General features: G+C 65.2%; 13 protein-coding genes and 3 pseudogenes. 9 read left to right on the forward strand and 7 right to left on the reverse strand.

Features of this window, described 5'->3' with window-relative positions; translation table 11 throughout:
• Window positions 1–426: 426 nt before the first annotated feature.
• The gene (locus C882_RS18905) at window positions 427–1,512 is read left to right on the forward strand and encodes a porin (protein WP_009542277.1); all 1,086 of its coding nucleotides are present in this window, start codon (window positions 427–429) and stop codon (window positions 1,510–1,512) included.
• A 103-nt stretch (window positions 1,513–1,615) separates the two neighbouring features.
• On the opposite strand, the gene C882_RS18910 is transcribed toward C882_RS18905, so the two are convergent.
• Entirely contained in the window at window positions 1,616–2,599 is a 984-nt protein-coding gene (locus C882_RS18910; protein WP_152415410.1) for a hypothetical protein, read from the reverse strand.
• Between the two features lie 466 nt (window positions 2,600–3,065).
• On the opposite strand from C882_RS18910, the pseudogene C882_RS18915 reads away from it, so the two are divergent.
• Both C882_RS18915 and C882_RS18920 read left to right on the forward strand, forming a co-directional pair.
• Window positions 3,066–4,315: pseudogene (locus C882_RS18915) on the forward strand (IS256 family transposase).
• Between the two features lie 372 nt (window positions 4,316–4,687).
• Window positions 4,688–5,053 carry an HVO_A0114 family putative DNA-binding protein gene (locus tag C882_RS18920; protein WP_043646466.1) on the forward strand — a complete coding sequence of 122 codons (366 nt, stop codon included), beginning with the start codon at window positions 4,688–4,690 and terminating at the stop codon, window positions 5,051–5,053.
• 178 nt (window positions 5,054–5,231) lie between these two features.
• Here C882_RS18920 and C882_RS24165 read toward each other — a convergent pair whose 3' ends face one another.
• Complete coding sequence (locus tag C882_RS24165) at window positions 5,232–6,077, reverse strand: thermonuclease family protein (RefSeq protein ID WP_152415411.1); 846 nt, start codon at window positions 6,075–6,077, stop codon at window positions 5,232–5,234.
• A gap of 244 nt (window positions 6,078–6,321) precedes the next feature.
• Window positions 6,322–6,603: pseudogene (locus tag C882_RS18925) on the reverse strand (integrase core domain-containing protein); the annotation flags it as partial.
• 190 nt (window positions 6,604–6,793) lie between these two features.
• On the opposite strand from C882_RS18925, the gene gmhA reads away from it, so the two are divergent.
• Window positions 6,794–7,363 (forward strand): D-sedoheptulose 7-phosphate isomerase, encoded by a 570-nt coding sequence (gmhA, locus tag C882_RS18930; RefSeq protein ID WP_009542281.1) that lies wholly within the window; start codon window positions 6,794–6,796, stop codon window positions 7,361–7,363.
• Between the two features lie 9 nt (window positions 7,364–7,372).
• Here gmhA and C882_RS18935 read toward each other — a convergent pair whose 3' ends face one another.
• Window positions 7,373–7,558, reverse strand: a complete 186-nt coding sequence (locus tag C882_RS18935; protein ID WP_152415412.1) for a hypothetical protein — start codon at window positions 7,556–7,558, stop codon at window positions 7,373–7,375.
• 168 nt (window positions 7,559–7,726) lie between these two features.
• Between C882_RS18935 and C882_RS18940 the strand changes: the two genes are divergently transcribed.
• Both C882_RS18940 and C882_RS18945 read left to right on the forward strand, forming a co-directional pair.
• Window positions 7,727–8,539, forward strand: a complete 813-nt coding sequence (locus C882_RS18940) for an IS1595 family transposase (protein WP_009542283.1) — start codon at window positions 7,727–7,729, stop codon at window positions 8,537–8,539.
• Complete coding sequence (locus C882_RS18945) at window positions 8,539–10,068, forward strand: zinc ribbon domain-containing protein (RefSeq protein WP_043646468.1); 1,530 nt, start codon at window positions 8,539–8,541, stop codon at window positions 10,066–10,068. Before C882_RS18940 ends, C882_RS18945 begins: the two co-directional genes overlap by 1 nt.
• On the opposite strand, the gene C882_RS18950 is transcribed toward C882_RS18945, so the two are convergent.
• Window positions 10,022–10,333: a class I SAM-dependent DNA methyltransferase gene (locus C882_RS18950; RefSeq protein WP_009542285.1), complete on the reverse strand. Its 312-nt coding sequence runs from the start codon at window positions 10,331–10,333 to the stop codon at window positions 10,022–10,024. The genes C882_RS18945 and C882_RS18950 overlap by 47 nt on opposite strands.
• Before the next feature lie 103 nt (window positions 10,334–10,436).
• On the opposite strand from C882_RS18950, the gene C882_RS18955 reads away from it, so the two are divergent.
• Window positions 10,437–11,699, forward strand: coding sequence for an IS256 family transposase (locus C882_RS18955; protein ID WP_009542286.1), 1,263 nt, complete (start codon window positions 10,437–10,439; stop codon window positions 11,697–11,699).
• Window positions 11,700–11,721: 22 nt separating this feature from the next.
• On the opposite strand, the gene C882_RS25115 is transcribed toward C882_RS18955, so the two are convergent.
• The gene (locus tag C882_RS25115) at window positions 11,722–11,865 is read right to left on the reverse strand and encodes a hypothetical protein (RefSeq protein WP_009542287.1); all 144 of its coding nucleotides are present in this window, start codon (window positions 11,863–11,865) and stop codon (window positions 11,722–11,724) included.
• A gap of 606 nt (window positions 11,866–12,471) precedes the next feature.
• Between C882_RS25115 and rfbB the strand changes: the two genes are divergently transcribed.
• Together rfbB and rfbA are read left to right on the forward strand one after the other, a co-directional pair.
• Window positions 12,472–13,548: a dTDP-glucose 4,6-dehydratase gene (gene rfbB / locus C882_RS18960; RefSeq protein WP_043646471.1), complete on the forward strand. Its 1,077-nt coding sequence runs from the start codon at window positions 12,472–12,474 to the stop codon at window positions 13,546–13,548.
• Window positions 13,545–14,417: pseudogene (rfbA, locus tag C882_RS18965) on the forward strand (glucose-1-phosphate thymidylyltransferase RfbA). Before rfbB ends, rfbA begins: the two are co-directional and overlap by 4 nt.
• Here the strand turns inward: rfbA and C882_RS18970 are convergent.
• Window positions 14,414–15,796 (reverse strand): hypothetical protein, encoded by a 1,383-nt coding sequence (locus C882_RS18970; protein ID WP_009542291.1) that lies wholly within the window; start codon window positions 15,794–15,796, stop codon window positions 14,414–14,416. The pseudogene rfbA and the gene C882_RS18970 sit on opposite strands and share 4 nt — an antisense overlap.
• Between the last annotated feature and the right edge of the window lie 157 nt (window positions 15,797–15,953).

The following is a 15,953-nucleotide window of genomic DNA, read 5'->3' on the forward strand; positions in this document are numbered from 1 at the left end:
GCGGGCTTATCAGAAGCCGGCCGAGGGCCCTTCACTCAGAATTTGGCGGCATGCAATGACCTGACCCCAGCGCCACGGAGGCGGCGGATTTGCACCGCCCTGCCGGCGAGCGCGATCCATCAGTCTGCAATCGCCGGCTGCCCCCCAGCTCAAGCTGCCCCTTTCACCGGAACCAGTCACATCGCTCCCTGGAGCGGACGGAAGGCGGTGTGCCGCATTGCCGACCGCGCCCTGCCCTCCGGCCACATGGCCAGCGGAACCCCGTGTTGCAATGTCGCCACAGTGTGAGCCGAATGTCACTTTTGATCACCGCTGTTTGTTGACCAGCTCCATCCACAGCAGTAGCGTCTCACCCGTAGCCGAAAGCGCCGCCGCCACATGTGGCGCCCAACTGGTTAAACCCACTTGCGAGTAAGGGAAGAGAAAATGAAGAAGGTCCTGCTTGGCACCTCCGCGCTGATCGCCGCGGCCGCCATTTCCGCTCCGGCGATGGCCCAGGAGCAGATCCAGCTCGGCATCGGCGGTAAGATGGAACAGTACTTCGGCGTCACCTCGATCGACGACGATGCTGCTGGTTTCGATCCGACCACGACCGGCATCAACACGGACGCTGAGGTGTACTTCACCGGCGCCACCACCCTGGACAACGGCCTGACCGTCGGTGCCGTGATCCAGCTCGAGGCCCAGACCAACGCGAACGTCACCTTTAACGCTGACGAGCAGTATGCCTACATCGAGGGCGCCTTCGGTCAGCTGCGCGCTGGTCAGAAGAACGGCATCCTGCAGGATCTGGCCCACACCGCGCCGCAGATCGGCATCTCCTTCCTGGACGCTGCCAGCTTCGTTCCCTCCGCTGGCCTTGCCGTCGGCACCAGCCAGTCCAAGCTCGTGGACACCACCGTGTCCGACGACAGCGCCTCCGTCAGCTACATCACGCCGACCCTGGCGGGTTTCAGCGCTGGCGTGACCTTCAATCCGAACCCGGGTGGCGCTCTTCAGGCGAACCAGGAGGACGGCGCCGGGACCCATAACAAGTTCCAGGTGGGTCTGGCCTACAACGGCGAGTTCTCGGGCGTCGGCATCGGTGTCGACGGCTCTTACCAGACTGAAGAAGCTGACGATGCCATCGTCGGTGCTGACGATCCGACCGTGTGGCGTGCCGGTCTGAACCTCGCCTACGCCGGTTTCCAGGCTGGCGGCAGCTATCTCCGCAGCGAGGACACCGCCGATACCGAGACCACGACGTGGGACGCCGGTGTGGCCTACGGTGTCGGCCCCTACCAGGTTGGCGTCGGCTACGTTCAGACCGAGGTCGATGACGGTACCGTCGCCAACGATGTGGACGAGTACCGTCAGGTTCAGCTGTCCGGCTCGTATCAGATGGGCCCGGGCATCAAGGCCGTCGGCGGCCTCTTCTGGTACGAGTCCGAGAGCAACGTCGGCCTCGGCACCACCACCACCAACGAGCGCGACGGTGGCGGCGGCATCGTCGGTCTGGCGCTGACCTTCTAATCGAAGGCTGCTACAGCTTGGCCATGGAAAGGGAGCGGCATTCGTCGCTCCCTTTTTCTTTGGGCGATATCTGCACCTTGTAGTAGGACACCAGCGGCTTAGGTTAGAAGCGCAAGCGGGCGCCTAGCAGCGCCGCGGCGACCGCTGGGAGCTCCCGGGTTGGATGGTCGTAGACATGGAACCGAAGCCCTACATATAGGTCTGTCGCCCAATCATCGACCACCTGCACCGCCTGTAGTCCCGCTACCCAGGCGATGCCGCCCGTTGTTTCCATGTTCCGCACAACTGCGCCATCAACAGAAACGGCATTTTCACCGATGGCCCATATATCGCCGCGCCAGCCAGTCTTTATGTAGACGGCTGTGATGGCCCTGCCTTGTTCCACATCCTCCCATCCCCCGGCCAGCGTCGCCACCCATCCCGACGGGAGCCGCAGCGACGCCGAGCCATTAACCCGGTGTCGGTCGCTGTCGCCTGATGCCAAGCCGGCGGCACCCTTTATCTCCGCGCCGCCAAAAGACGCTGCGCTCCGGACGGCGACATCCCAGGCCTGGTGCTCATCTACACTGGCGGAAACAGTCAGTCCCCCGATTTCTGGCGTGTCGTAACGCAGGCGGTCGCGCTTGCCCAGGCCATCCAGGTTGGTGAAGGCGTCGCCCACCCGGATGTGCGTCAGACTGCCATCGCCAGAGCGGAAGAACAAACCGCCAGCCACGTCACCGATGTCCGAGCCGCCGGCCAATGTTGTTCCGGAAATGTCGACTTCAGATGTGTCCTCGGTCGCCATCGGCCCATGGCCGATCCACAGACGACCGAGCCTGCTCATGCCGAACCAGACTTCCAGGCGGCGCTCGTTCAGTTTGCTGTTCGTGTCTCCCCAGAGATCTCGCTGACTGACCTCGGTGGTCGCGTTGGCGTTCACTTCTACTTCGACGGCGGCACCAGCGCTCCAAGTCATGCCGCCACCGGTTTCGACAACACCCGTGAGGCGGGTTGAGGAATGGTCATTATCGGCGAAAAAGGCGTTGGTTCCACCACCGTCCGCTGCAACAAGGACGGCGCGATTAAGCTGCCCCGACAGCGTCACCCGAAGCCCTAGCAGCCCAGCGCGCTCTATAGGAGCGGCTCCCGTAGCATCCGTTGCCTCGCCGGCGAACGCCGGACCGGCAAACGCCAGCCACGCCGCCACCGCGGCCGGCGAGAGCGCGTGGCGCGCAGCGAGGTTAGGGCGGTGGCGCCGAGGCATGAGCGTTGACCCTTGTCGTCGATCCACGGCTGGACCGCTAATTGGCGGCGTCCACCGTCAACGCACCAACGGGCGGGTTGGTGCGCGGCCGCTCCGGCAGTCATCGCCGGCCGGAGCGGCCGGGTCAATTACCAAAGCCATCAGCAGCGGGCCGAAGAAAGGCTCGTACTTGTGCCAGCGCAGGACTGAGCGGATGTATATTGGCTTGCTCGCCTACCAGAGGTTGGGGTTAGACATGCCGCGCTTGTTCTTGTGATAGCGCGTGGCCGCGTCGTACCAGTCCAGGTCCAGGTGACCGATCATGGCCATGACCGACGATACCGTTGTCGCCCTGCGCCAGCCAGGGGAAACCGACGACCCGCTGACCGAGATCCTGCGCGCCGGGGCGCGGCAGCTTTTGGCGCAAGCCGTGGAGGCGGAGGTCGCCGCCATGCTTGCCGAGCATGAACACCTGACGACGGAAGACGGCCGCCGGCGCCTGGTCCGTCACGGCCGCGGCCCGGAGCGCGAGATCCTGACGGGCATCGGTCCCGTTCCCGTGCGAAGGCCGAAGGTCCGCGACAGCGGCCCCGATGGAGAAGGCCGCATTCGCTTCACCTCCGCCATCCTGCCGCGGTTCGCCCGGCGCACGCGGTCCATCGACGCCGTCCTCCCGACGCTCTACCTGCGCGGCCTGTCGAGCGGCGATTTCCAGGAAGCCCTGGAGGCGTTGCTTGGCAAGGAGGCGCCCAGCCTGTCGCCGCAGGTGATCAGCCGCCTGAAGGCTGAATGGCAGGCCGACTACGACCGCTGGCGCAAGCGCGACCTGACGGCCCGGCAGTACGTCTACATCTGGGCCGACGGCGTCTATCTCCAGGGCCGCCTGGAGGACGAGAAGCAATGCATCCTCGTCATCACCGGCGCCACCGCGGAGGGCCGCAGCGAGTTGGTCGGGTTCCAGTCCGGCTTCCGCGAAAGCGCCCAGAGCTGGCGGGAGTTGCTGAACGACATCAAGAGGCGTGGCCTCGCCCCGGGGCCGAAGCCCGCCACCGGCGACGGCGCGTTAGGGTTCTGGAAGGCAATCGACGAGGTCTATCCCGGCGCCCGTCATCAGCGTTGCTGAGTGCACAATCCTCAACAAGCTGCCGAAATCACGTCAGCGGGCGGCCAAGGAGGACCTCCACGCCATCTGGAGGGCCGACGGCCGCGCCGAAGGAGGCCGCCATGGACACCTTCGAGGCGAAATACCGCGCGAAGTACCCCCAGGCCGTCGGCTGCCTGTTGAAGGACCGCGTTGCCCTGCTGGCCTTTTACGACTTCCCGGCCGAGCACTGGCAACACGTGCGGACGACGAACCCCATCGAGAGCGTCTTCGCCACCGTCCGGCACCGCACCGTGCGCACCAAGGGCTGCCTGTCGCACAAGACTGCCCTGGCAATGGTCTTCAAGCTGGTTACCGCCGCCAACAAGACCTGGCGCCGCCTCTCGGGCAACAACCGCTTGCCCCAGGTGATCAAGGGTGTCAGGTTCCGCGACGGCATCCAGGAGAAAGACGCCGATCAATCCGCCGCCGCCTGATCACGCCGTCACCCACAAATGGTCATAGCTCTCGGCAAACCCTGCGCGGTTCACGGCGGGAGATTTCAGGACGTTGGGGAGCATGATACGCGTCCCCTTTGACTGTCCCCGGTAAGGGAACAAGGAGGCGCGGGGTGCAGTCTGGACGGGGCCCACAGAAGGGAAAGGCCGACTTCACCCGGCGAAGCCCGGAAACCTTGACTTCGACCGCGGAATTGTGGAATTTTACTCACGTCTTCTCTCGCAAGAAGATACTGCTAAGCCGAAGCAGGATCTAGGGCGGCGCCGTACATACCGACGGCGCCGCCCTAGTGCTTTGTGTGTTAGTCCCCCGATAGGCGCAGCGCGACCAGAACCAGTGACGGATACTCTATGATGAACCAGGACAACGGGGAGAATGGAGCGCACCGCCCACTTCTTGATCTCCAGAAGCTCCGGGCCGCCGCCAAACCGCGCAAGCAACTCAGCTCGAAGCTGACGGTCGGCGACGCTCTGGCAAACGGCGGCTGGCCCCTGCTGCGCGCGATCTACCGCGACCGCCCGCACAGCGTCTCGGAATTGGCAGATACGTGGGGCGAGGACCGATCAAAAGTGTCTCGGATGGTGTCACGTCTGATAGAATTTGACCTTGTTCGCTCGGACGCGTCCGGCAACCGCAACCGCCTGCAGGTCACCGGGCGCTACTTGGTTCTCGATCTGAAGACCGGCCGGTATAAGCTGACGGACAAAGTCAAATAGCCCGCTGAGGGCGTCGCTGAAGCGGGATCAGGAAGAGCGCAACCTACCCGCCTTAGCGGTTTTCCAAAGAAGTTCTAGCCGGAACGGCAGCCGCACCCGGCGGATCGGACGACCACACGGCCCGATACAGGACGGAGGAGCACAACGTCTCCCGTCGACGACGGCCCCAAGTGTGCGACTACGGGAGCCGCTCGCAGGGGCGGCCGTTCTCATCACCGTCCAGCCGGTGCGGGTCGCCTGTTCCGGCAGAGTTGAAGAATGCCTGTGCTTCAGCCTGACTTGCGAAGTCGGAACAATCCTTGTCCGCCCGAGACGTGCTGCCGCTGCGCCTCTGCTGCCGCCATTCCCATGGAGGAACAAAATCGCCCTGCCATAGGCCGCGCCGCTCTTGCGCCGCAGCCTGTTCCTTGGAAACGTAATCCCGGCTATAGCGAGTATAGGCCAGAGCATGGCCGTGCCGGACCATCCACGCGTTCAGGTCCGTTCCGCCCAGATAGCAGACCGCCACAAGCCGTCCATACCGGTCATGATCGCGGCCGGCGCACGACACCGGACGACGGCCTATGAGACCGTCGAGCGCGTTTGCAGCCAGTTGACCGCAACGGCGCTGCCTGCCCAAGTGCCCACAGATCTGGCCGGTTTCCGGTGCATCAATGCCGTGCAGTCTGACCCGCTTCCCGGCTATCGCCAGCGTATCACCATCGATAACGGTTGCACGACCGCGGAGCAAGCCAGGTTGCGGATCAGCGCAGGCCTCGCGGCCAAACACGGCGCCGGAGTCGCAGTAGACCGCAGTCGCCGCTCGGCTGACCGGCTCGATCCGCTCAGCCCACAGAGGATAGGTGGCGTAGCCCCCGCCAGCCATCAGGAAAGCGATGCCGCCCAACGCCAACCTTGTGGCCGTCGCCGGTTTGCGGCGCTTCCGGCGGGTGCCGCAACTGATCATGCGCAGCCGCCGCCCCAGAACCTCGCTCTTGCTTTCCGGGCGCGATCCCCACGGCCCCGACCGTTGGCGTTTAGCCATCGTCACCTCCAGACACCGACCACCACCACCGATCATGCCGCAGCCAGCTCGGCTCAAGAAGGTCGAAACAGCGCTGCTGATCCACCATCTGTCAGCCCCAGGGAAAGAGCATCATGGAAACTGAGCAAGTTTAACCTTCTGGAAAGGATTATGAAATTATTAGCCGGCACCACCTGCTGGTGATATCTGAAGTGGACCCGGTTTAGAGGTGGCCCCGTTCGTTTGGACAGGGTTGGCGGCAAAGTTAAGCTAATCCCGATGAGGGTGGCGACGCCAGTGGGATGGCCGACACCGTCTCCGGGTCGCACGCCGCAGACGGTGTCGGAGCGATCTGACGATACGCCTCGTCGGGCGTCCGTCCAGGCAGGGCCGAATGCGGCCGCCGCATATTGTAGTAGGCGATCCAGCGTCCGAGCTCCTCGCGCACTCCGCTGTCGGTCTCGAGGGCGTGGAGGTAGATGCATTCGTACTTCATGGAGCGCCACAGCCGTTCGATGAAGACGTTGTCCATCCAGCAGCCTCGGCCGGCTATGAAAGCACCTCAAAAGGCCCCCTTGTTGCCACCAGATCCGGAGTGGTGAGGAGGTGCTCGATCACGGGAAACACCATGCGGTTTCAGCTCGGGACGCTTGGACAGGGCTGTTGATTTCGGTGGACGCCCGCCCCCGCACCGCCCTATCTTCCGGGTCGGCCGAAGCACGAACCGGAGATCACTGTTGAGCGACGCTCGCCGCATTGCCGCCGCCTTCCAGGAAGCCGCCGACAACTTCGTCAAACTGCAGGAGCAGGCCCCGGTGGTCGCCGAGGCCGCGGCCATGCTGATCGAGAATCTGAAGGCCGGCGGCAAGGTCATGTTCTGCGGCAACGGCGGCTCGGCCGCTGACAGCCAGCACCTGTCCGCCGAACTGATGGGCCGCTACATGCGCGACCGCCCCGCCCTGCCGGCGCTCGCGCTCAGCGTCGACACCTCCGCCCTGACCGCGATCGGCAACGATTACGGCTATGAGCATGTCTTCGCCCGCCAGGTGGAAGGCATCGGCCGGACCGGCGACGTGCTGGTGGGGCTCAGCACCAGCGGCAACAGCGCCAATGTGTTGGCGGCGCTGGAGGTGGCGCGCGGCAAGGGCATCCGCACCATCGGCCTGACGGGCGCCGGCGGCGGCCGCATGGTCGAGGCCTGCGACCTGTGCATCAAGGTGCCGGCCACGCGCACCAACAGCATCCAGGAAATGCATATCGCCGTCGGCCACCTGCTGTGCGCCATGGTGGAAGACGCCCTGTTCTAAGGCACGGCGTCAGGCCATCCGCAGGGTGGTGAGGCGGCAGCCAATGCCCTGGTCGGTCAGGTAGTCCGCCTGGCGGTTTTCCAGCATCTTCGCCGTACCGTCGCGGACGATGGCGGCAAAGGCGTCCTTGAACCTGTAGTCCTCGTAGACGCCTTCATTGATGGTCAGGCAGACAATGCCCCCCGGTCGCGTCACGCGCAGAAGCTCCGGCAGGCCCTCCGTGCCCACATGGCCGTGGGTAAACGTCCCTGGGGCCTATAGCGCTGGCTCAGCAGATACCAGATTTTGTGGTTGCTAATCCGTTCTCAATCTGATGACATGAGCAAAGGTGGCCGATGCACAGGAGTTGCCGCTTTGCTAGGAATGTCTCTGCTGGACTTCATCGGCGAGGTGCCCGATGAAGACGTGGCCGAGCGCTGGCTGATCAAGCAGCGCTGGCCGTCCGGCATGACGTGCCCGACGTGCGGCAGTTCCCATGTACGGCGGCTGCGCGGTCGACGGCTGTTCCAGTGCCGGTGTCGCAGGCAGTTCAGTGTCACCAGCGGCTCCGCCATGCACGGCACGCGTCTGCCGCTCCGCGCCTGGGCCGTCGGCATCTTCCTCTTCGTGACATCGTCCAAGGGCATCAGCGCCCGGAAGATGTCAGCGTGGCTGGGGATTTCGTACAAGGCGGCCTGGTTCATGGGGCATCGCATCCGGGCGATGATGGCGGCCTGGAGGCCGTTGAGCGGCATCGTCGAAATCGACGAAGCGTACTACGGCACGCGACGGCGAAAGCCGGGCCGGGGAGCCGGTCCCGCGCTGGTCATGGTCGCCGTCGAGCGCAGTGGTGACGCTGTTGCTCGGGCGATCCAGAGCCACGGTCGCGTCTACATAGCCGACGCGCTGAAGGGCGTGCTTTCGAAAGACTCGGTCATCATGACCGACGGACTTCCCGCCTATCGCTGTCTCGGCGGCCGTTCGGTGCGCCATAGCGCCGGCGAGTTCGTTCGCGGGGAAGTCCACGTAAACACGGCCGAAGGCTTCAACGGCCTGTTCAAGCGCGCGGTCACCGGCGTGTACCACTGGATTTCGGTGAAGCACGCCGACCGCTATGCCGCAGAAGCCGCTTTCCGCTGGAGTGAGCGACGGCTTTGCAGTGGAACACCAATGCCTTACGGCACGTTGGTGGGCTGATGACGGAACAGGTCCTCCCGAAAAAGACGCACCGGTGCGATCTGCTACCGCACGCCATGAACGACGGCAAGGCTGCGGCCGTGCGCGATCTGTTGCGCGCGTGGAGAAACACGGCTACACGCATCGGTGCCGAGCAATGGCGGCTCTTTTTCGAGTCCAGAGCTTTCGACAAACGGACCAAGATCACCTACCCCGACGACCCGATCGGAGCGGCCCGCGTCCAGATGGTCCGTTATCAGGTGGTCGGCATGCTGTCTTCGTTCGTGACCAACCGCGCCAATGACTACCGGGACATGGTCGAGCGGTCGTCACTGGACAAGGACACCAGACACCAGCTCCACGTCATCAACCGCCGGAAGGCGTGGTTCAGCCACAAGTCCGTGACCGTGAAGGACGCTGATGCGCCCATTCCCGACGACATCCGCCGGCTGGCCCGGTCGATCATGCGTGGCGTTCTGAAGCGCCACCGTAAGCCGTCCATGCGCCGGATCAATGCCGTCGTCGACCAGCGCGGTGTCGCCTGGGGCCCGGCCGAGACGGCGACGGGCTTTCCGTTGTGGGCGACGCTGAAAACGATGGAGCGTCGGCTGAATGCCGCAGGACAGCCGTCCAAGGCTTTCGGCGAGATCCACGTCCCGTTGCTGCCCTACGAGCACTACCTGGAGCGGCCGGGCCGGCGATGCCTGGGGCTGCAGGTCAATGAGGCGGACGACGGCACCATCACCTTCGGCATCATCACCGAAACCACGGAGGAATTCGCCGGCAGCCGGGGAGCCTATGCACCAGAGAAAGAGGTGGTCAGCGTCGATTTCGGCCTGCGCACCATGTTCGCCACCGACGACGGCGACCTGTTCGGGCGGACCTGGTTCGAAAAGCTCAAGCGCTACGATGTCGAGATCACGGCGCTCGCTCGCGCAGTGCAGAAGGCCGGACGGAAACCCCGGCACGATCCCGCTTACAAGGCCGCTGTAAAGCGCTTGCGCGGCTTCGTGAAGACCGAGATCGGACGGGTGCTGAACCGCATCGTAGCGGTGAAGAAGCCGAAGGCTCTGGCGCTGGAGCAGCTGAACTTCCGCAGTCCCGACCTCAGCCGGCGCATGAACCGCATTCTGCAGAACTGCGGCCGGTCGGTGATCCGAGCGAAGCTGCAAGACCTGTTTGAGCGGTTCGGCATCACCTCTGAGGAGGTGAACCCGGCCTACAGCTCGCAGGAATGCTCGGCTTGCGGCTATGTCGACAGGCGCAACCGCAAGCAAGACACCTTCAAATGCCTGCACTGCGGGCACACAGCTCACGCCGACGTGGACGGTGCGCGGACTGTGAGGTCGAGACGTTCTCGGCCCATCGCACAACCCTACCTCACGAAGGCGAAAGTCCTCGACATGCTGGTCACCCAGTTCGTCGAGCGGCACCCGGATGGACGGGTCTACACCGGGGCCGGGCCTTGGCAGTCAAATCCGTACTTCGCCAAGGTGCGGCGCGCTAGTCAGCGACCACCAGATGTGGTGGCTGCTGAGCCAGCGCTATAATGACCAACGTCCCCACCGAGATCACGCCGGCATAGGCGTCCGTCGCGAGCGCCGTCAGCGGCTTGGTCATGTCCGCTTCCACCAGGTCGCGATAGACGCCCTTGGCCCGCGCCTCGCCCAGCATCTCCGGCGAAATATCTAGGCCGTCGACGACGGGAAAGCCCCGCGTCGCCAGTTCCACGCCGACCAACCCTGTGCCGCAACCGGCGTCCAGTACCGGCGACACCTTGGCTTCGGCGACCCGGGCGAAGGTTTCCGCCGCCACGCGCGGGAGCTATAGCGGAAAGTGGGTGACAGCCTGAGAAGGGGGTGGCGTATCGTGGAGGTGTCTTACGCCTTCCACATCTCCAACAAGGGAGTGATACGCCATGACCGAAGATACCGTTGTCGCGCTGCGCCAGCCAGGGGAAACCGACGATCCGCTGATCGAGGTTCTGCGCGCCGGGGCGCGGCAGCTTTTGGCGCAAGCCGTGGAGGCGGAGGTCGCCGCCATGCTTGCCGAGCATGAACACCTGACGACGGAAGACGGCCGCCGGCGCCTGGTCCGTCACGGCCACGGCCCGGAGCGCGAGATCCTGACGGGCATCGGCCCCGTTGCCGTGCGACGGCCGAAGGTGCGGGACCGCGGCGCCGACGGAGAAGATCGCATCCGCTTCAGCTCCGCCATCCTGCCGCGCTTTGCCCGGCGCACGCGCTCCATCGATGCCGTCCTGCCGACGCTCTACCTGCGCGGCCTGTCGAGCGGCGACTTCCAGGAAGCCCTGGAGGCGTTGCTTGGCAAGGATGCGCTTGGCCTGTCGCCGCAGGTGATCAGCCGCCTGAAGGCGGAATGGCAAGCCGACTACGATCGCTGGCGCAAGCGCGACCTGACGGCCCGGCAGTACGTCTACATTTGGGCCGACGGCGTCTACCTCCAGGGCCGCATGGAAGACGAGAAGCAGTGCATCCTCGTTATCATCGGCGCCACGCCGGAGGGCCGCAAGGAGTTGGTCGGCTTCCAGGCGGGCTTCCGCGAAAGCGCCCAGAGCTGGCGGGAACTGCTGAACGACATCAAGGGGCGTGGCCTCGCCCAGGGGCCGAAGCTCGCCATCGGCGACGGCGCGCTCGGCTTCTGGAAGGCGCTCGACGAGGTTTATCCCGGTGCCCGCCATCAGCGCTGCTGGGTGCACAAGACGGCTAACGTCCTCAACAAGCTGCCGAAGTCGCGCCAGAGGGCGGCCAAGGAGGATCTCCACGCCATCTGGATGGCCGACGGCCGTGCCGAAGCCGAGGCCGCCATGGACACCTTTGAGGCGAAGTACGTCGCGAAGTACCCTCAGGCCGTCGGCTGCCTGACCAAGGACCGCGTCGCCCTGCTGGCCTTCTACGACTTCCCGGCCGAGCACTGGCAGCACGTGCGAACCTCGAACCCCATCGAGAGCGTCTTCGCCACCGTCCGGCACCGCACCGTGCGCACCAAGGGCTGCCTGTCGCACAAAACCGCCCTGGCGATGGTCTTCAAGCTGGTCACCGCCGCCAGCAAGACCTGGCGCCGACTGTCGGGCAACAACCGCTTGCCCCAGGTGATCAAGGGTGTCAGGTTCCGCGATGGCATTCAGGTGAAGAACGCCGACCAATCCGCCGCCGCCTGATCATGCCGTCACCTACGATTGGTCATAGCTCCACGCGCGGTGCGACATAGCCGAAGCGCCCCACCACATCGTCCTCGTATCCGTTCGCCCAGTCACGGTAGGCGTTGACGCAGTCGTCGGGCGTCTGGACCGAGTAGACCTTGCTCAGGGTGGGATCAATACTCATACACATTTTCCGTGGCTGTTCGCGGATGAGGGCCCTAGTCTAGCCGCTATGGCCCCGGAAACCAACCAGTTGCTGAGGTCTGCTTGGCTGCACGAACAGCAGAACGAGCGGAAGGCGTCCTCCGCCAGAGGCCGAGCAGGAGCTGTAAACCGGACCCACCTGCTGCAGTCGCTCGGTGCCCCTGTGGAGGACGAGCGTACATCGTCGACCGCTTGGCCAGCGGACTCAGTTCTGTTAAAGCCGCCGGACGAGGCAACTAATAAGTTCAATTCAGCCACAACGCGGGTACTAGCGCGTGTAGCGCCCAAAGAGCCTACACAACGGTTTATGCATTTTATGCATTTTGTGCATTTTCCGTTCTTTTTCTCTTGACCAAGCCAAACACTTGCGCCATACGCTGTCTTGCTGTTCAAGCCGTAATCGAAGAGCCCTGAAAACTCACCACGCCGAGACACCGTGGTGGGTTTTCTTGTATGGCTGGGTCGGTATTTCGGGAATGCATCATGAGGCGCAAACCTTCTCGTGCTAACGACTGGCCGGTTGCTGTACCCAGTCATGCTGCCGTAGGTTATAGGTGTCATGCCGTCCGTACGCGCTGGATTATAAATGATATCATTGGTTACTGGCGGGGCTGGCTTTATCGGATCGGCGGTAGTGCGTCGCCTGCTTAAGGCGGGACATACTGTTGTCGTCGCTGACCTACTGACCTACGCCGGCAACCGCGCGAACTTGGCGGAAGTGGCCAATGATCGCCATTTCACGTTTGAGGCCGCGGACATCTGCGATGCCAGCGCCATGGCCGATGTTTTCCACCGTTACCAGCCGACAGCCGTGCTGCATCTTGCGGCCGAGTCCCATGTGGACCGCTCCATCGACGGCCCCGCAGCCTTCATCCGCACCAACGTGGACGGGACTGGCGTGATGCTGCAGGCCGCCCGCGCCTATCAGGAGACGCTGCCCCAGCCGGCGCGGGACGCCTTCCGCTTCGTCCATGTCTCCACCGACGAGGTGTTCGGCGCCCTCAGCGCGCACGGCCGTTTCAGCGAGGAATCCCCGTATCGCCCCAACTCGCCCTATGCCGCATCCAAGGCGGCGGCCGATCATTTGGTCCGCGCGTGGCACGTCACTTATGGCTTGCCGACGCTGGTTGTCAACGCCTCCAATACCTACGGCCCGCGCCAGTTTCCCGAGAAGCTGATCCCGCTGACCCTGATCCGCGCCCTGCAGGGGAGGACGCTGCCGGTCTACGGGCGCGGCGAGAACGTCCGCGACTGGCTGCACGTCGACGATCATGCCGACGCCCTGGTGGCCGTGCTGAGCCGGGGCGCGCCGGGCCGCGGTTACTGCATCGGCGGCGGCTGCGAGCTGGCCAACATCGACGTTGCCCGCACTCTCTGCCGCCTGCTGGACGAAGCCTCGCCCCGCGCCGACGGCCTCCCGCACGAAAGCGCCATTGCCTTCGTCGCCGACCGCCCCGGACACGATTTGCGCTACGCACTCAACAGCAGCCGCGCGGCGGCGGAATTAGGCTGGCGCCCGCGCGTGCGGTTCCACGACGGCTTGCGCGACACGGTCCGCTGGTACCTGGACAACCGGCCCTGGTGGGAGGCGATCCTGCGCGGCGGCGCCTATGGCGGGGAGCGCCTGGGCCTCGCCTCCGATGAACCGGAGGCCGGACAATGAAAGGCATCATCCTGGCCGGCGGCGCAGGCAGGCGCCTTTATCCGCTGACGCTGGTGGCAAGCAAACAGTTGCTACCGGTCTACGACAAGCCGATGATCCACTACCCGCTGTCGACGCTGATGCTGGCGGGCATCCGCGACATCCTGATCATCACGACTCCCCAGGACGCTCCGGCGTTCCAACGGCTTCTGGGCGATGGATCGCGCTGGGGCCTTGCGCTGTCCTACGCCGAGCAGCCGGTGCCCGAGGGCATCGCGCAGGCCTTCCTGATTGGGCGGGCCCACATCGGCGGCGATCGGGTGGCGCTTGTGCTGGGCGACAACATTTTCTACGGCGACGGCCTTAGCCGGCTCGTGCAGCAGGCCGCCGGCGGGTCCGGCGCCTGCGTGCTGGCCCACCGGGTGCGCGATCCTGGCCGCTATGGCATCGTGCGCTTCGACACGGGGAATAGACCGCTGGACATCGTGGAAAAGCCCCGGCACCCCGACAGCCCGTGGGCAGTGACCGGGCTCTATTTCTAAGACTCCGATGTCGTGGAGATGGCGGCGGAGCTGCGCCCTTCGGCCCGTGGCGAACTGGAGATCACCGACATCAACAACCGCTACCTGCGGGAGGGACGGCTGTCGGTGCGGCGCATGGGGCGCGGCTTCGTGTGGCTGGACACCGGCACCCACGGCAGCCTCCATGACGCGGCGGAGTTCGTCCGCGTCATGCAGACCCGCACCGGGCAGATGGTCGGGTGCCTTGAGGAAGTCGCCTACCGCATGGGCTTCATCGGCGCCGAGACCCTGCTGCGCCTGGCCCACGGCTTGTCCGGGACCCACTACGCCGACTACCTGCTCGGCTTGGCCGCCGAGGCGGGCGATTAGCCGTCGGGCGAACGATTCAGGTCTTCCAGAATGATGTCAAAGGCTTCCGGCGCGATCCGGTGGTCGTGCTCGGGCAGGATCACCAGCTCGTACCGGCCGCCGAGGGCGGCCGTCGCCTCGGCCACGGCCGAGGCATAACCGCGCGCGCCGATGCCCCGGAAGCAGCACGAGTCGTACTGGTTGAGGATCTGGATCTGTCGCCGCCCCTGCCCTGCCGCACCGAGCACATATAGGTCCAGGTATGAAGCGATACGGTAGATGTCCGCATGGACCTGCTCCCAGTCGCCCGGGCGGTTGGGCGGCAGGGCGAGCAGATACATCGGTAAGCTGCCCGCCACCGGATACGTCGCCTGGATGCGTCGGTCGACTGCCGCCGCCACCGTGATGCTCCAGGCCCCGCCCGAGATGCCGGTCGCTGCTATGGTCTCGTACCCGTCGGCCAGCCCCTGGTCTACGGCCGCCACCAGCGGCGCGACGAACAGCCGGATCGGCGAATACTCGGCCGTCTCAAGGAAGGAAAAGCTCTCGTGGTCGAGGCGGTTGGCGATGGAGCCGTGGCGGACGGTGTCGATGCGACCCGGTGTGGTGTTGGGCCGGCGGTTGGGCATGGACAGCGCCGTCACCGCGTGCCCCGCCCGCAGGAATTGCTCGATGGCGTGCCGCGCCTCCTTTCCGAAGATGTCCGAGACGTGGCCGTGATTGTAGAGCACCAGCGTTTCCGCCGCCTCACCCTCCGGCACCAGATGATAAGCTGTGGCCCCGTAACCGTGGTCGAGCGCCATCCTCATGCGGTCGATGCGCGCAGCCGGCAACCCGGCGAGATTCGGCTCCTCGACGCCGCGCTCAACAGTGTCAAAGCCCCGTCCGGCGGGCAATCCAGCATCGCCGAAGATGCGCACGATCAGGCGCTGGCGCACCGCCTCGGCGGCGGGCGCGTCGTCCACCCGGATCAGCGCCTCGGCAAAGGCGGGATCATCGTAGGGAGCCGGCGGCATCTCGTTATAGGCGGCGGCGCCGACGGGGCTACCCTCGCGCCGCTCCAGAATATCCTCGCTGCGCACGGCCAGGAATACGATGGCGGCGGCGTTCAGGGCTGCCAGTGCCGGCCGCAGGAAGCCCCGCGCCGCGCCCCGCGGCACGGCGAGCGCCAGCAGCAGCACCAGCAGATTGGCCGCCGCTGCCGCAAAGGCGGCTTGGTAGGTGACGCGGCGTTCCAGGGTCCAGCCCAGCAGCGTAACGGCCTTCTTGTCGCCCAGGCCGAGCGGAATGCTGTAGAGCGCCCCGAACGCGACAAGCAGGCCGAGAGCCAACAGCGCGACCGAGACGGCCAGAAGGCCTTGGTCGCGGGACTTCAGGTAACGGATTAGGAAGGAAGCCATGGCGGAACCAGCGGTGACGGGGGACGGCGGCACCGGCCATAGGAGGCGACCGGCGGCCGAACCATAGCCCGTCCTACGGCACAGACAAACCGAAAGGCGCAATTCTACTTCGATGGGGATGGGCCCCTCAGCAGGCTTGGAACGCCCGTTGCGCGGG

It is taken from the genome of Caenispirillum salinarum AK4 (genome assembly GCF_000315795.1).
In the GTDB taxonomy this organism is placed as follows: Bacteria; Pseudomonadota; Alphaproteobacteria; order Rhodospirillales; family Rhodospirillaceae; genus Caenispirillum; species Caenispirillum salinarum.

Excerpts from the sequence above, each read along its gene's own strand:
- C882_RS18905 (WP_009542277.1), top strand. The coding sequence starts at position 427 with ATGAAGAAGGTCCTGCTTGGCACCTCCGCGCTGATCGCCGCGGCCGCC.
- C882_RS18970 (WP_009542291.1), bottom strand. The coding sequence starts at position 15,796 with ATGGCTTCCTTCCTAATCCGTTACCTGAAGTCCCGCGACCAAGGCCTT.
- C882_RS24165 (WP_152415411.1), bottom strand. The coding sequence starts at position 6,077 with ATGGCTAAACGCCAACGGTCGGGGCCGTGGGGATCGCGCCCGGAAAGC.
- C882_RS18945 (WP_043646468.1), top strand. The coding sequence starts at position 8,539 with ATGACGGAACAGGTCCTCCCGAAAAAGACGCACCGGTGCGATCTGCTA.
- C882_RS18940 (WP_009542283.1), top strand. The coding sequence starts at position 7,727 with ATGTCTCTGCTGGACTTCATCGGCGAGGTGCCCGATGAAGACGTGGCC.
- rfbB (WP_043646471.1), top strand. The coding sequence starts at position 12,472 with ATGATATCATTGGTTACTGGCGGGGCTGGCTTTATCGGATCGGCGGTA.
- C882_RS25115 (WP_009542287.1), bottom strand. The coding sequence starts at position 11,865 with ATGAGTATTGATCCCACCCTGAGCAAGGTCTACTCGGTCCAGACGCCC.
- C882_RS18955 (WP_009542286.1), top strand. The coding sequence starts at position 10,437 with ATGACCGAAGATACCGTTGTCGCGCTGCGCCAGCCAGGGGAAACCGAC.
- C882_RS18920 (WP_043646466.1), top strand. The coding sequence starts at position 4,688 with ATGATGAACCAGGACAACGGGGAGAATGGAGCGCACCGCCCACTTCTT.